The sequence below is a fragment of the Ruegeria sp. CDSA246 genome (genome assembly GCF_059611225.1).
Genome location: NZ_JBXWPD010000016.1, coordinates 23,403 through 39,260 on the forward strand (window position 1 = coordinate 23,403; position 15,858 = coordinate 39,260).

Sequence of the window (15,858 nt, forward strand, 5' to 3'; positions counted from 1 at the left end):
GCCTACCCGTCTTCCGGAGGGTAAATCGCGACGCCGGTCAGCGTCTGATTCACATGGATCGAATTGAATTGCTCGCCATAGGTCGAAAACCCGACGACATGGTTCTCGGCCAGCAGGCGCGAAATTTCGCCCGTCTTTTGCTTTTCCTGTGCCTCCAGCCGGCGCAGGATGCAATCGCAGCCCAGGATCGTGTCCGGACGGGTGGTCTGTGTCAGCGCAGCGATTTCTTCCTCGAGATGCGAAACCATGTCGCGAGGTTCGGCCAGCGTCAGCACCAGCCCCTCATCAATCGCGGAAAAGAACACAAGATCACCATTGCCCGCGACGCGCTGAATGGCCCGCACATGATGCTGGCCGCCGATCTGCACAACCAGCGGGTGGGCCGCGAAGGTAAAGGTCGTCAGCTGTTCAGGGTCTTTTCCAAGTAGACGGGCATATTCGCGCGCGGCTGGCTCGGCGTTGATTTCCTGCACGATACGGTTTGCCGGATCGGCCTTGGTGACAACCATACGCCGCGCCGTTGGCACCAGGTGATCCGTCTTGAACACTTTGATCGGGCAGCGCGTGCGAACCTGCGTCAGGATCGCCGCGTTCTGCATGGCCTGACCGTCCATCAACACATAGGTCGCGCCGAAATGGGTTCCGTCCCCTGCGGACCCGCCGAACAAGGGCACCGGCCCCAGTCCAAAGGCGAGTTCCGACGTCAGCGCATCCTCTTTCGTCGACAACCCGTCGATCATCAAAAAGGAAAACTCGTGTTTCCAATCCGGTGCGGACGCCGCCATTTCGTTACGGTTGCGGATCATCTGGTCGATGATGTCCTGCGCCGAGAAATTCCCAAGGTCGGGCACCAGCAGAGTGCGCACCTCGAAATGCGAATACGGTAATCCGATGGCGACAATCTGATCTTCGCCATAGCCGCAATCTGCAAGCTCGCCCGCTGTGGTGCATCCGATTACCGGCGCTGGCGCAAAAGCATCGACTGCCTCGGAAATAACCGCCGCCGCATCCGCGCCGGAGCTCACGAACAGAATAACCAAGGACAAAAGATCATCGCCCAAGGATCCGGCGAGTTTTTCAATCGCCTGATCCGTTTCGCGATGTACAAAGCCCGTTTTGACGATACCTGGCGCACGGGCAGCAGCTGTCGCCCACCCGACTGCTTGGTTCATCCTGCCCTCCTCCCTGAAGCGCAACGTTTTCATATGATATGGCGCGAGGGCTTATTCTTGCAAGACGCTGGCAAGAGAAGCCTTCTTGGCAAGCAGAACGGCCTGCGTACGACTTTGCACCCCGAGTTTACGCATGATTGCAGTTACATGCGCCTTGACCGTGGTCTCGGCAATGGACAGATCAAACGCAATCTGCTTGTTCAGTTTGCCTTCACAAATAAGCTGCAGAATGCGCGATTGCTGATTGGTCAATGTGGCAAGCCGATTGGCGGCGTCGCTGTGTTCGGTATCTGCATCGTCGTCAATCAGTGCAAAACCGTCTGGCACGAAGACGTCCCCGGAATGAACTGTCTCGAAAGCTGTACGAAACACGTCTCGCTGGCTGTGCTTGGGGACATAGCCTGAGGCACCCGCACGGATCACCTGACTGATCACGCGGTTCTCTGAAATCGACGACACCACGATGACCGGTGCATCGGTGGCCGCTTTGACGCGCACCAAACCTTCAAGCCCGTCCACATCCGGCAGGTTGAGGTCCAGTATAACCGCATCTGGTCGCAACCCACCGGCAATCAGAGCAATCGCGTTTTCCAATCGATCTGCGGTGTGGATTTCACCGATACGAGTGACACTTTGCAGCGTCATCGACAAAGCATCACAAAACAATGGATGGTCATCGACGATCAGGACCTTGTCAAAATCAATCTGTCCGGCGGTTTTTGCAAACATGAAACTTGGCCTTCGCAATCTGTTTGTCCCAATCCTAGCAACCGTCGGGTGCCGCGCCTACTGGCGAAACGTCGTATAGCCGGAACCAAAGTTTGGCTATGCCTCGGGGCTTTGGGGCAAAATCGATTGACGTAAGATCGCTGTCACTTTGGCTCCGATCTGGGGGGCTTCACTTTCTCTGGGGCCAGCGATGTTCAATATCGTATTAGGGCTCGCCATGACCCATTGCTTTACTTGGCGCGCACACGCCTCAAGCCCCTGCCCTAGATCAACGACCAGATAAGGCTTTCCGATCTCTTGCGCAAAATCGATGGTCAACTGCGTTCCCGGACTGGTCGATCCATCCACAAACACCAGCAATGCGTCACAGGCCAAAACGTTCAGCTTTGTGCGTTCGGCGACATCCGCGGACTGTGTTTCATTCAAACCAGAGAAGCGATCCGGAATGCGGCCCGCCTCATTCAAGCAGCCTTTCGGAACCCAGCCGCCATAAGGAATGTCGTTTTCCAAAGCGAACTGGAAAGCCGCCATATCAACGCCTGTTTGTCCGCCGGTTATGATCTTCACAAGACGCTCCTTACCCTAAACCGGCGCCTTGCTAGCCCAACAGACCGATTTCATGCCCGTCAATGATAATCGCCAGATCCCAGTATTTTCTGATTTCTTCCTCAGCGGCCTGGGCCGCAGCGGCCTCTTCGGGCACGCGCTCGACCCGAAAGCCGAACCGTTCAAGACCGCAATAATCAACGCGGCTGAGAATGACGGGAAAAACCTCCCGCTCCATCGCGGCGGCGGCCAACAGCCTGGCGATTCGATACGGTATCTCTGGCGGTTCATGCACCCGCACGCCGATATGCACCGGACCACCGGGTTCGCGGTCCCACAGCATAAGCGACGGTGCCAGCCGCATGTTCGGAAAGACAACCTTGCCAAGCGGCTTGGCGCCGTGATCCTCATTGATCAGATCGTCCAGCGGCACGGGCCGATTTGGCGACGCTCGGCTGAGGATTTCGAACCATAGATCACTGGTCATATCCGGCCCCCAATTCGGTCAACAATTCGGCGGCCTTGACTGCCCCCGTTTTGGGCAGCTCAAAATCATTTAAAGCGGATCGGTATAATTCGGCTCCGTCATGATCCAACCAATCTGCGACCGTGCGTTCAAGCTTCATGAATTCGCGCTCGGTGATGGCGGCGCACAAGTCACGGTCGGCCATGGCTGTGGCGCGCCGTTCCTGATCGTCCAGATAGGGTGCTGACTGCGGAATAAATATCGCCGGGATGCGATGGTACAGCATCTCAAGGACCGAGTTGTAACCGGCTGCAGATATAACCACATCCGCGGCAAGACAAAGCTTGGTCGCCTCTAACGTCTGAACCACGTGGGTGTTTTTCCAACCAAATGTGGCAGGCTGAACCGTGCTTCCGGGCCACGTTACAACAAGGTGCAGGCAATCTTTGCGCGCCTCAAGCATGCCCGAGATCGCCTGCAATTGTGCAGACCTGTCCGAGGCAACCCCACCCCCTAACATGCTGACAACCAGTTGCTTGAAGTCGCGCCCGAAACGTTCCGCCAGCCGGGCCCTGAGCTGTTCTTTTTCCGCGGCGGATTGTTCCACCTGACGCACGATTGGCCCGACATAATGGACATGGTCACCATAGCTGTAGGCGTCGTTCAACTCGTCAAATGCCTCGGAAGGCACGATGACACGGTCAAACACGCTTTCGCGGCGCAGCATGGTCTGCCTGGACCGGCCTTCGGGCCACAACCCGCGCCGGATCCAAGCCGCCGACAACTTGCGTTCACGGATAACACGATAGACGGAGTCAAACACGTAGCCGCCGTCAAAAACCAGCGTGTCGTTTTCCTGAAGCACCCCACCAAGACGCCGATAAGTCAGCACGTCATTGCCATCTGAATTGGTCTTTGTATCGGTGCGCTGAACCAGAGGGATACAGCCGATACCCTCACGGCGAACAAGCGGGACACAGCTGGGAAAGGCCGCGAACATTTTTGTCATGGTGTCCGGCATTTCACGGGCAATGATACTGCACCGCTGCGCGTGGCCCAGCCCCACCCCGTTTGTCGGGAAAAACAGGGTTTTAGGCTTGTCCTGTTCCGTCTGACGCCGTTTCGGTTTCAGACCTGCAGCCGTTTCCAGACGAGAAATATCAACTGTGTGCAACCATTGCGATTTCGAGGCCTGTTCGACAATTTGCGGCACGTTCCCGATCACATTGCCGATCAGATACCCATCCAATGCGAAAGGAGTCTTGGGGCCCAGCAATGCAGGTGCGCCCGAGGACATCAGAACCTCATCGTCGGTACAGTCAATGGCAACGCCGCCCGTTGCAATCAGCTCAACCGCAAAAGCGGCCATGCGAACTCCGGCAATTCCATTACCGAACATCGCCAGAATATCCGTCGAAATTGCCAAAGTCAGCGGCGACAGTCCGGTATACAAGTAGGTCGGCAAATCGTGAAACGGCGACGCCTTGATCGCCTCGTTCTGTGCGCCGCTAACAATGAGTTTCAGGTTATAGCCACTCTGGCTGCTCATCCGGGAAAAACAAGACAGCGTCTCGGGGTTGTCCAACTCCATCGAACCCAGAACAACGGTCACGTTCGGCACCACCCGTTTGGACCGCCGCGATACTGGCCGAACATCCGCCACCAAAGGGCTGGAGGTAGATGGCAACACCGGTCGCGGTTGAAAATCTGTCAGGTCGATCACCTTGGCTTCGCGCCCAAGCGCATAGGCCAGCCGGGCCTTGGCCGCGATATAGCTTTGCTGAGTCATAAAGCGGCCCGTCGCAACAACCGGGACACTCGGGTCGAGCTGTTTGTTGCGCAACGACGCAAGAAGAAAATCATCGATCTCTTCTGCACCCAGTACGAATACACTCTGCGCCTTGTTCTCACCCGGGTCGACAAGGAACTTGGCTGCCTCGTAGATCCTGCCACGCCCTGCATCCTCGGGCAGATAATCGGCATCAATGCAAACATTGAAGCCACGTGCGGCAAGCTGCTCAGCAAAGATCAACTGCGTGTCAAACGACCGCAATGAGCGTGTGCCCACTTCGACATAGATCATTTGTTCACCCCGCTATCGGCGGACAAAACCCCCGACAGCATCGCCTTGAATTTCCCTGCAGAGTAGTTCTGCAGCGCCGATTGCGATCTGGCCACCTGATCATGATACTTCTGCGGTTGGGCGATCAGGTCGGCAATGATTGCGTCCACCTGTGATGGCTGGCAAGCCAAGACAGCATTTCCGAACGTAGCGCCAGTATCAGTGTTGGTTAGAACCACCTTACCCGCGGCAACCGCTTCGGCCACAACGCGACCAAAACTTTCCTGCCAGGTCGGCGCGGTGAAATATACAAAAAAGTCAATCATTCCAAAGAACTCTTGCACAGTTATGGCATCAAAGGGAAGCAAGGTCCAATGCGCGCGAAGAACACGGGCATTCAACAAAGCATCCGCCCCTAGAATTACATTGCACTGCGAATGGCTTGGAAAACAGCTGTCCAAATCAGCAACAACCGGGAACTTCTCGAATCCGGGTCGTGAATGACGCCCACGGCGGTCCTGTGGTGTTTCACATGGGGCGCTCATCTCAGTCTCGCAAATGTTGAACCAGTCAGAGCTCAAAACCTCCCACTGTCGCGCCACACGAGAGGTTGCCAACCAGTCGACTACGCCGCTTCGATTAAACGGTGATATCGGCGCGAGTGTTTTCCTCAGCGAAATTGTCGAGGCTTCGATCTGACTTAGACAGCTTGAAACATCAAACCCTTCCGCCCCGCCCGGACGCAGAAAATTCTCATGCGTGATCACGTACAGCTCGCGCGCAATGATCCTTGTGCCAAGCGTGTCCTGAAATTTCAAAAAAGACGGGTTGTGCAAAAACACGAAATCCGCGCTGATCCGGGGTGCATCCCAAATGATCGGAATGTTCAGCTCGTCCAGCACCTGCCGCAAAACCGGTGAAACGTGTTGGTTGGTGCCAAACGTCCTGGACGTGATCGCGTGCACGACCACCTGCCCGCATTCGGCGGCCACCGGCAATTCGGCCGCCACAGCCGCAGAAGTCCCGCCAGAGAACCGCGGCTCGATGACATAGGCGATCGTTGGTGTGTTCGATCGCCCGACGGCAAGCATTTCTGACATCCGACTCAGTGTTGCCGCGAGGCATCGAATGCCTCGTTAGCCGCACGGTTCTCGCTGCTGGCCGGTTCACTGGTGGCATAGCTGAAATCCAGATTGCCAACAGATGCGACCTCGTGAAAGCTCCGCAGCTCCAGCGACAGTTCATCTTCGCCGGTCAATAGCTCCGGGTTTTTGTCGAGGTAGGAATACAGTGCCTGAATGTCATTGGTGGACAGCATTTGGTCGATGGCCAGCAGATGCTCAAGCGTAATTTCGGCACGCGCGTTTTGGGTCGTCGATAAGAATAGCAGAGCAGTTACGATGCCGATAAGTCGTCTATCCGTCATTTTGGATACCTCGTCGGAAACAATTAACAGTACAAAATCTTGAATCAGCCTTTTCAGTATAGCTTAAAAATACAGTCATTGGGTCGTCGCTTTCTTAAGTTTGCTCAGGACCTGACTTTTCAGTTGATTGACGCGGTTAGGGGCTTGGGTTCTGGCCGTGCTGCGTGTGTTGGTTCGCTTGACACTGGCGACGCCAGAGCCTTTTCCTGCCAACCATAACTCTACGATTCCACTAGGAGTTTTGTTGTTGGACCCTGTGAAATCCCGCAGCAATGCACCGGAGTCTCTGGCAAGGGTGGCGGCTCTTTCCTCGTCCTGCTTGTGATAGAAGCGAACGTTTGACTGGGTAATCTTAAACCCCACGCGGGCTTGCCCGTTAAGCTCATGTCCGGTCGAAGTCAGGTTGGACACAACAGAATCCACAACGCTCTGCGGAACATTGGTCGGCGCATAGATCCGGAAGGTCACGGACATGTTTGCCGGGGCAGGCTCTGGTTCCGGGGGTGTGATTGCATCATTCAGCAGAGCCGGTGCCCGAGGCAAGACCGGTGATTCCAGCGGGCTTGGTGTCACCGAAAGGACCGGTGCCCGTAAAGCCAATGATGTCTCGTAAGCGGCCGGTGTGATCAATGGGGCCGGCGCGTCGATTGGCTTTGGCGCGATTGGCAATGCCGCAAATTCGACAGGCTCGGGCTGGGGTTCATATGGCAACGGTTGCGCAATCTCGGCAGCAAGACTTGTGCCCACTGGCCGCACGGCAATGTCCGAACCATTTACTTCGCTTGTCTGAAGACCCTGTTCCGGCTGAGAACCAACCTCAGGCTCGGTCAAGAGGACATCCAAAGATACTTGCGTCGCGGTATAGTCCAGTTCAACGGGCTGGATCGGAACTACAGGCGGACGCATTGTTTTTGGGGTTGCAGCTACGTTTACGCCTTTCAAAAACTCTTCGGGTTTTACCACAGTCACAGTTGTTTCAAGCAAAGCGACAGAAGTGCTGAAAATTTCCGGCGTGGATTGAAGCCGGACAAAACCAAGATTCAACTCTTCCCGAGGTCGATAGCTTAGCAGGGTTATCGGCAGTGGTGGCTGGACAAGGGTCGGCACGAAAGACCGAACACTAGGTGCCAAGAGCGACAATTCTGGTTTGATACCGCCCGGTTGCTCGGACAAATCTGATAAGGGTAGCGACAACGAGGCCAAATCCTGTGACGCGGTTGTGTCACCGTCAGGCAAAATCGATTCAGATGGTATATCGAACACGGTTTCAGAAGCTACCGTCGGGTCCGCCGCATCACCTGTAATGTCGGACGGCGGCACCGATCGCTCGGCGAGTTCCGCGTCTTGTTGCATGATCGCGCCTGTTGTCGCGGTCACTTGGCTCACCAAACCTGCATTTTCGGTTGGACCGGGGGCGTTCAACCCAGACAAAATCAAAAAAACCGACGACGACGCAACAACACCGATGCCGCATCCTGCTGCGACCAGTCCCAACCGCATCTTGAGACGCTTACGATTCTGATCGTCAGTTCTTTCCTGAAGGGTTCTGCGCAAACGATCCGCGAACCCTTCCTCGGGAAGCTTTTGACCTGATTTCGGGTCGGCTAGATCCTCTGGCGTGTTGTCGGGATGGATGCCCGGCGCGGGCCCGCCATCGGGCGGCACAGTGCTTGCTTCTCCTGGAGCATCGCGTGTCACGTTTTCAGTCGCGCGACTGTCATCATTGAAGGGTTGACTGTCAAATCGCCCTGCCGTCGCTTTTTGGACCGACTCACCAGATTGGTGAGAGCTGGTAGCTTGGGCAGACTGACCAAAGGCTCCCGACAGCCCCGCCGCTGCGTTTAGCGCTTTCGCTGGTTGCGCACCATCGGTTGAGTTCGTGGCTTTGTGTTGGTCTGGATCAGATGACTGTGAAGCAGCGGCTTTTGCCTTGCGAGCGGCGATGTTTATTTCTCGCTGTTTCCGAGCGTTTTCAAGCATCTCCTGCCAGTCAGGAGATTGCACAAAGTCATAAACACCCGACACTTTGTTAGCGTCATTTTTGGCAACTTCAGGGCGAGCTTTTGGATCGCTGGCCTTTGTCATCAATACCCCCGAACTGGCCGCCAGAACACGCTCTTTGCTGTCGCAACTCGGGCAAACCAAATACACTCGTGAACATCAAAAAATTCAAAAAAATGTACGAAGCAGTATAAAAAATTGACCGCTGGAACACAAGTAATCCGGTGTTCGTCGTGCAACTATTGCCGGTCTCGCAAGGGCAGAATGTGCCGTCGTTCGCCCCTTCTGTGCCCTGGCACCATTTGCGTCGGTGACGCGAATTCAGTAAAATTGGGTCCGTCAAATCATTGGTGATCAAGCTGATCAGGGCTGTTTCCGCAGATCAAAAATCTTGCCGTCGAACGGTTACAGGGACAAAGGCGCGCGGCGCCACGCTGGGACGGTCAGCACACCGTTTCAGTCAGCCATTCGGAATCTGGTTAAACCCGCTTTACTGTCTCAGACCTCTAAATCCAGGACCAGAATTCCGTCGATGCCGCCCACGGCGTTTTCGACCAACTGCGCGCCCAGCGCTTTGTGCCTCTCGTTGCTTTGATAGCTTGCCAATGCGGCCCAATCATCGAAATCAATCACAAACCCATGCTTGTAACCGCGTTCGATCTGTTCAGGGCTTTCGCTGCGACCACCGGTAAACCCGCCTGCACCCGGCAGGGCGTCGGTTAGGTCCGACAGGCCCCTGTAAATCTTCCAGATGGTTTCGTCGGTCACGTCGGACCGGAATTTTGTCAGAACGATATGGCGGATCATAGTTAGTTGCCTTGATCATGATTGTAGGAGCGCAAGCGTCCGAAGAATTCGAGCGTCACCATAACTAAGGCGTTTGCAACCAGAATGTACCTAAGACTTCGAGCCTGCCCTAGATGGCCAAATACTCCTCGCGGAGGCCGGTGTCTTGAAGCACCTCGTTCGCCGTCCCATCAAATACGATGGTGCCGGTGTCCAGAATGATCGCGCGATCGGCTAACTCCAATGCTCGGACGGCGTTCTGTTCGACGATGATCGTGGTCATGCCCTGTTGCTTGACATGAGCCAGTGTTTTTTCAATCTCGTCGACAATGACCGGGGCCAGACCTTCGTAAGGCTCATCCAGAAGCAGGACCTTGATATCCCGTGCAAGGGCTCTGGCGATTGACAGCATTTGTTGTTCGCCACCCGATAACGTAATCCCCTCTTGTTTCCTGCGTTCGCCCAAACGCGGGAACAGTTCATACAACCGCTCCAGGGACCATCCAACTGGCGGCGCAATCTGGGCAAGCTGCAGGTTTTCCTCAACGGTCAGCCCTGGGATAATTCGTCTGTCTTCCGGTACAAGGCCAAGACCAACAGACGCCGCTTCGTAGCTTGTCATATTGTGTAGTGGCTGATGATCCAGCCAGATTTCACCGTGCCTTACTTCCGGATCGCCTACCCGCGCAATCGACCGGAGTGTCGAGGTTTTGCCAGCGCCGTTCCGTCCAAGCAGGGCCAGAATCTCGCCTTCGTGCACATTAAAGCTGACGCCCTGCACGATATAGCTTTCCCCGTAGTATGAATGCATGTCCCATACAGACAGGAACGCAGGCGCGGTGCTTGCCCTATTGGCGTTTTTCGAAAAGTCGGGTTTCTCGTTCATAGCTTTTCCTTACGCCGCCTCGCCCAGATAGGCTTCACGAACCTTGGGATGTCCACGGATTTTTTCTGGAGTATCTTCGACCAGCGGCGTCCCTTGCGCCAGCACTGTGATGCGTTCCGCAAGGCTGAAGACCACATGCATGTCATGCTCGATAATGGCGATGGTTATGTCGCGCTCATCCTTGATCTGTTTTAGCAAATCAATGGTGTTGTTGGTGTCCGCCCGCGCCATGCCCGCCGTAGGTTCGTCCAGCAACAACAGCCGCGGATTTTGACTGAGGCACATGCCAATCTCAAGTCGCCGCTTGTCGCCCCGGGACAGCGACGCCGCGTGCATTTCGCGTTTGTCGGCCATGTTCATTTCTTCCAGCATGACTTCGGCCTGTTCGACGACCTCACGTTCGCGAGCGATGGTCTCATAGGCATGCATCCGGAATGCCCCATCCCGCATCGCGAAGATCGGGATCAGCATGTTCTCCATCACGGTCAGCTCGCCAAAGATCTCAGGCGTTTGGAACACGCGGCTAATGCCCATCTGGTTGATCTGGAACGGCTCGAGTCCCAGAACCGAGTTGTTGTTGAACAACACCGACCCGGTGTCTGGCATCAGCTTACCCACCAGACAGTTCAGCAGCGTCGATTTTCCCGCGCCATTGGGGCCGATGATCGCATGAACCGAGTTCTCTTCGATATTGAGGTTCACATCTGTCAGCGCCTTAAGGCCACCGAAGCGTTTGCTGACGTCTTTGACTCTTAGAATTGCCATTTCTCGCCCCTTATTCCGCCGGTTCTGTTTTGCCCGACGGCGCATCGTCGGTGTCTTTTTTCTTGCGCTTGAAGCGCTTGAGCAAACGTTGTCCACCCTCAACAAGACCACCCGGCAGATAGATGACAACCAGCATGAACAGGATGCCCAGCGTCAGGTGCCAGCCTTTGCCGATGAACGGGTGGATCACGAACACCACGGCGTCCTCCAACCCGTCAGGCAGGAATGCGAACCAGCTATGCAGGACGTTGTCGTTGATCTTCGAGAAGATGTTCTCGAAATACTTGATGAAACCTGCGCCCAGAACCGGCCCGATCAACGTGCCCGTACCACCGAGGATCGTCATCAGAACCACCTCGCCCGAAGCGGTCCATTGCATCCGCTCGGCACCTGCCAGCGGGTCCATTGCGGCCATCAGACCACCGGCCAGACCGGCGTACATGCCAGAAATCACAAAGGCCGCGAGCGTATATGGCTTGGAGTTCAGACCCGTATAGTTCATCCGCTGCTGGTTCGATTTTACTGCCCGCAGCATCATGCCAAAGGGCGACCGGAAAATACGGATAGACAGGTAAAACACGACCATCATTATGATTGCGCACAAGTAGTAACCCGCGTTGAAGTCAAAGCTCCACGCGCCCACATCCATCGTGTACGTCGCGCGCATTGGCAATCCAAACAGATGCGGTAAATCCGGCGCGTTAGCGCCCTGCAGGATCTGCGGATCGTCCGCATAAACCTGCAGGCCGGTTTCCCCGTTCGTCAGGTTAAACTTGGGGTTTGACAGAACCGAGTAGGCCAGCGCAAAGCTCATTTGTGCAAAGGCCAGCGTCAGGATCGAGAAATAGATCCCCGACCGCCGCAGGCTGATGAACCCGATAAGTAGCGAGAACAGGCCCGCGACGACGACACTCAGCGCGATGGCTGGAATGACGTTGTAGCTGAGCAGTTTGAACATCCAAACTGCCGAGTATGATCCTACGCCCAGAAAGGCCGCGTGACCGAAGGACAAGTACCCGGTCAGGCCAAACAGAATGTTGAACCCGATGGCAAAGATCCCGAAAATCACGAACCTCTGCATCAAATCCGGGTAACCCGCGTTGAACTGCGCCATGGCGCTGCCCTCTGGAAACGGGTTCAGGATGAAAGGCGCCAGCAAGGTCAGGAGTGCGACGACGATCAGCAGGCTGGTGTCTTTTTTATTCAGTCCCAACATTGATTATTCCTCCATCACGCCCTTGCGCCCCATCAGCCCGCGCGGACGCGTCAGCAGCACGATGATGGCGACAAGGTAGATGATGATCTGATTGATGCCTGGGATCGTTGTGGTGGCCCAGGTGGTCGAGGCAAAGCTTTCCAGAATGCCCAGCAAAAAGCCTGCCAGAACGGCGCCTGGCAATGACCCCATTCCGCCAACAACAACCACGACGAAGCTAAGGACCAGAAAGTCCATTCCCATGTGGTAGTTCGGCGGGTTGAGCGGCCCGTACATCACACCGGCCAGTCCGGCGACACCGGCAGCAATGCCAAACATAATGGTAAACCGGCGGTCAATATTGATGCCCAGCAGGCCCACCGTTTCCCGGTCAGCCATCCCAGCACGGACAACCATCCCGAAGGTGGTGAACTGCAGGAAGGAAAACACTGCGCCAATAATGCCTACGGCAAAGCCAAAATAAACCAATCGCCAGATCGGGTAGATGATTGCATTGGGATCAAAACCAACCATGGTGCCCAGATCGACAGATCCGCTCAGCACATCGGGCGGCGGGGTCTGGATCGGGTTGGCGCCAAAGAAATACTTGACGATTTCCTGCAGAACGATCGCAAGACCAAAGGTCACCAGGATCTGGTCTGCATGCGGGCGCTTATAGAAGTGTTTGATCAGCCCGCGTTCCATCACATAGCCAACCAGCAGCATGATCGGGATCGCAAACAGGATGGCCAACGGGACGGACCAGTCGATGATCGTTGCGCCGACTTCGGGGCCGAACCAGGCCTCGATATAAGGGGTTTCGACCTTCAGCGGATTACCCAAAAAGTCTTTTTGGGTTTCATCGAGGGTCACGAAACTCAGGTTCAGCAGCTTTTGCAAAGTAACGGCGCAGAACGCGCCAATCATGAACAAAGCCCCGTGGGCAAAATTCACGACGCCGAGCGTCCCGAAGATCAGGGTAAGACCCAGCGCGATCAGCGCATAAGCCGAGCCCTTGTCCAGACCGTTAAGTATTTGCAGTAGGATGGCGTCCATTGGGCCCACCTCAGGGTTGGTCAGTGTGGATTGAGTGGTTGGGACCAGGCCCACAGGCCTGGCCGTAAGTCGTCTGACCGCCGAGAACGACGGTCAGACATTCGCCAAAAGGCTTACGCGCCCGGATTGCACTTGCCCAGTTCGCCACCGGCGAACATCGGGTGCTCGGGATCGTACTCGACCTGCGCACGCGGCGTGATCTCGACGATTTCAAGCGTGTCATACGCGTTGGTCGGGTTCTCGTTGCCACGTACAACCAGCACGTCCTTGAAGCACTGGTGATCGGCACCGCGATACCAGGTGGGACCATTGCCCAGCCCGTCGAACTCAAAGTCTTCCAGAGCTTCGGCAACACCACAGGGATTGAAGGTGCCCGCACGCTCACATGCATCCGCATAAAGCAGCACTTGTGCATAACAGGTCTGAGCAGAGTTGGACGGCGGCTTGCCGTATTTCTCACCAAAGGACTTCACGAAGGCCTTGGTGCCCTCATCCTGCAGCTGCCAGTTCCAGTTCATCGAACCCAGCACGCCCTTGATGTTCTCGCCCGCACCAGCGGCCATCAGCTCGGAATACAGTGGCACGACGATCTTGAAGTCCTTGCCGTTTGCAACCTTGTCGAGCAGACCGAACTGGATCGCGTTGGTCAGCGAGTTCACCATGTTGCCGCCATAGTGGTTCAGAACCAGCACGTCCGCGCCAGAGTTCAGAACCGGTGCGATGTAGGACGAGAAGTCGGTCGACGCCAGCGGTGTTTTGACCGTGTTGACCGTTTCCCATCCCAGGGCTTCGGTCGAGGCAACGATCGACTCTTCCTGGGTCCAGCCCCAGTTGTAGTCGGCCGTCAGGTGATAGGCACGACGCTCCTTGCCCATCTCAGCCGCTAGAACCGGCGCCAGCGCGGCACCCGACATGTATGCATTGAAGAAGTGACGGAAACCGTTGGCCTTCTTGTCCTTGCCCGTAGTGTCGTTTGCGTGCGTCAGGCCGGCCATGAAGATCACGCCCGCCTCTTGGCACAGGCCCTGAACCGCAACGGCCACGCCCGAGGACGAACCACCGTTGATCATGATCGCGCCGTCTTTTTCGATCATCGACTTGGCCGATGCGCGGGCTGCATCCGATTTGGTCTGGGTGTCGCCGGTGACGAACCCGACCTTCTTGCCCAGGATACCGTTCCCCTGCAGAGCCTTCGACGAGAAAGTGTTCAAGCAACCTCCGTCGCCCTCGCCGTTCAGATGTTCGACCGCCAGCTGTTGCGCCAGCAATTCGTCATTGCCTTCGTCGGCATAAGGTCCGGTTTGCGGAACATTGAAGCCCAGAGTGACAGACGCCCCTGTCGGCTCATTGGTAAAGGCAGCGGCCGACGAAGCCGTAAAGATCGTAGGCAGGGCCAGACCGGTACCTGCAACGGCACCGGACTTTAGCACGCCGCGGCGCGTGACATTATTCTTAGTCATGTATTCCTCCCATTTCCATTTTTCGTCCTTTGGCTCCTCTTCCAGCAGACGAAAGCGCACTTTTGTGCATTCCAATAATGGAAATCAGACAGAAAATTTCTCAATAAATTACTGGTCTTGAAGTAAAATTTTGTAAATTTGTTCACGAAACTCGGGATTTTTTGTAAAGAAAGTAACAGTCAGCTATGCCCAGGCATTGTCGCGCAAATCACGGTGGAGGCTTATTTTGTGCCTCCAGCATGGTAGCCGGAGCGCTTTAGCAGTTGGGTTCAAGCTGAGCATGAGACCAGGAACTGGTCCCCCCTACGGAACTGCATCAAAGCAACGCGGCTCGCTGTCTGTTTCGATTAATCCTGATGTAAACCGGGCGCTCAGGCCAATCGGCAATGGGATTGGGTTGCGCGAATCCGGACTGCAGTGAATTTGCCGTCACCCGAAACGTGAAAATTCGAGCGCGCCGATATTTGGGTAAGGTCTTGCGGCGGAAAGCACATTTGAATTGAGGCGGGTATGAGTGGCGGTGCCGTCAGACAAATTCGAACTAGTCTCAGCTAAGCCAATATAGGTGCCCTTTATGCCATACCAAGTTCGCGCCACTCGGCAAGAGCGACGGTGCGTGTCAGCTTGAAGGTGTCTCGGCTGGCGACCGATCTTTCCTGGTTGAAGTGGTTGTAGACGGAGGAATGAACGGAGGCGAATTTCTGCAAACTTCGCATGCGCCTGAAACGTTGCATAGCGCGCTCTCTTCGTTGGAAAGGCAGGTGCGAATTCTCAACGCGGTTGTTGAGCCAACTGCCCGTCTGTTGTTTTTCGAGAGCACCCAAATCTCTGAGCGCTGCTTTGTAGGATGCAAACCGGTCGGTCACGACCTCCGCGGCGCAACCGTGCCGTTTCATCAATTTCTTAAGGAATTTCAGTGCTGCAGCTTTGTTTCGGCGTTTGGTGACAACGGCTTCCAGCACCTCGCCCTCGTGATCAACAGCCCGCCACAGATAGTGTCGCTTGCCATTCACCTTCACAAAGACCTCGTCGACGTGCCATTTCCATTTCGAGTGTGCTCGCAATTGCTGAACTCGCTTTTGTCTGATCTCGGAGGCAAACATCGGGCCGAACCTGTTCCACCAATATCGGACGGTTTCGTGGCTCACGTCGATGCCTCGCTCGTGCAGCAGATCTTCGACATTCCGAAGCGAGAGCGGGAAACGGATGTAAAGCATCACGGCCAAGCGGATGATCTCGGGACTGGTTTTTAAGTATTTGAAAGAGGCAGGTCTGGTCAGGGGCAAAAGCTACGCAACACCCCTACCC

The 15,858-nt window shown here is 55.6% G+C and carries 15 protein-coding genes; all 15 read right to left on the reverse strand.

The annotated features are described in order from the left end of the window. Positions 1-2: 2 nt before the first annotated feature. The 15 genes from AC2FI9_RS18625 to AC2FI9_RS18695 all read right to left on the reverse strand — a co-directional run bounded on the left by AC2FI9_RS18625 (position 3) and on the right by AC2FI9_RS18695 (position 15,836). A complete protein-coding gene (locus AC2FI9_RS18625) occupies positions 3-1,172 on the reverse strand; it encodes an FIST N-terminal domain-containing protein (protein WP_496769724.1) in 1,170 nt (389 codons plus the stop codon). Positions 1,173-1,223: 51 nt separating this feature from the next. Further along, positions 1,224-1,901 (reverse strand): response regulator, encoded by a 678-nt coding sequence (locus tag AC2FI9_RS18630; RefSeq protein ID WP_282150869.1) that lies wholly within the window; start codon positions 1,899-1,901, stop codon positions 1,224-1,226. A gap of 96 nt (positions 1,902-1,997) precedes the next feature. After that, a complete protein-coding gene (locus AC2FI9_RS18635) occupies positions 1,998-2,468 on the reverse strand; it encodes a putative molybdenum carrier protein (RefSeq protein ID WP_496769727.1) in 471 nt (156 codons plus the stop codon). Between the two features lie 31 nt (positions 2,469-2,499). Then, the gene (locus AC2FI9_RS18640; protein ID WP_496769729.1) at positions 2,500-2,934 is read right to left on the reverse strand and encodes a hypothetical protein; all 435 of its coding nucleotides are present in this window, start codon (positions 2,932-2,934) and stop codon (positions 2,500-2,502) included. Beyond that, positions 2,924-4,996, reverse strand: a complete 2,073-nt coding sequence (locus tag AC2FI9_RS18645; protein WP_496769730.1) for a glycosyltransferase — start codon at positions 4,994-4,996, stop codon at positions 2,924-2,926. Before AC2FI9_RS18645 ends, AC2FI9_RS18640 begins: the two co-directional genes overlap by 11 nt. Further along, the gene (locus tag AC2FI9_RS18650; protein ID WP_496769732.1) at positions 4,993-6,075 is read right to left on the reverse strand and encodes a hypothetical protein; all 1,083 of its coding nucleotides are present in this window, start codon (positions 6,073-6,075) and stop codon (positions 4,993-4,995) included. The genes AC2FI9_RS18645 and AC2FI9_RS18650 overlap by 4 nt, the downstream gene beginning before the upstream one ends. Positions 6,076-6,080: 5 nt before the next feature. After that, on the reverse strand, positions 6,081-6,401 hold the full coding sequence (locus AC2FI9_RS18655; RefSeq protein ID WP_496769734.1) for a hypothetical protein: 321 nt from the start codon (positions 6,399-6,401) through the stop codon (positions 6,081-6,083). Between the two features lie 75 nt (positions 6,402-6,476). Next, positions 6,477-8,486: a hypothetical protein gene (locus AC2FI9_RS18660; RefSeq protein WP_496769736.1), complete on the reverse strand. Its 2,010-nt coding sequence runs from the start codon at positions 8,484-8,486 to the stop codon at positions 6,477-6,479. 414 nt (positions 8,487-8,900) lie between these two features. Further along, positions 8,901-9,209: a Dabb family protein gene (locus tag AC2FI9_RS18665; protein ID WP_496769738.1), complete on the reverse strand. Its 309-nt coding sequence runs from the start codon at positions 9,207-9,209 to the stop codon at positions 8,901-8,903. 109 nt (positions 9,210-9,318) lie between these two features. Next, positions 9,319-10,074, reverse strand: a complete 756-nt coding sequence (locus AC2FI9_RS18670; RefSeq protein WP_058274761.1) for an ABC transporter ATP-binding protein — start codon at positions 10,072-10,074, stop codon at positions 9,319-9,321. A gap of 9 nt (positions 10,075-10,083) precedes the next feature. After that, the gene (locus AC2FI9_RS18675) at positions 10,084-10,839 is read right to left on the reverse strand and encodes an ABC transporter ATP-binding protein (protein WP_058277369.1); all 756 of its coding nucleotides are present in this window, start codon (positions 10,837-10,839) and stop codon (positions 10,084-10,086) included. Positions 10,840-10,849: 10 nt separating this feature from the next. Beyond that, entirely contained in the window at positions 10,850-12,055 is a 1,206-nt protein-coding gene (locus AC2FI9_RS18680; RefSeq protein WP_496694899.1) for a branched-chain amino acid ABC transporter permease, read from the reverse strand. Positions 12,056-12,058: 3 nt separating this feature from the next. Beyond that, entirely contained in the window at positions 12,059-13,090 is a 1,032-nt protein-coding gene (locus AC2FI9_RS18685) for a branched-chain amino acid ABC transporter permease (protein ID WP_109311932.1), read from the reverse strand. Positions 13,091-13,203: 113 nt separating this feature from the next. Beyond that, complete coding sequence (locus tag AC2FI9_RS18690) at positions 13,204-14,550, reverse strand: substrate-binding protein (protein WP_108859119.1); 1,347 nt, start codon at positions 14,548-14,550, stop codon at positions 13,204-13,206. A gap of 572 nt (positions 14,551-15,122) precedes the next feature. After that, the gene (locus AC2FI9_RS18695; protein ID WP_496769740.1) at positions 15,123-15,836 is read right to left on the reverse strand and encodes an IS6 family transposase; all 714 of its coding nucleotides are present in this window, start codon (positions 15,834-15,836) and stop codon (positions 15,123-15,125) included. Positions 15,837-15,858 lie beyond the last annotated feature (22 nt).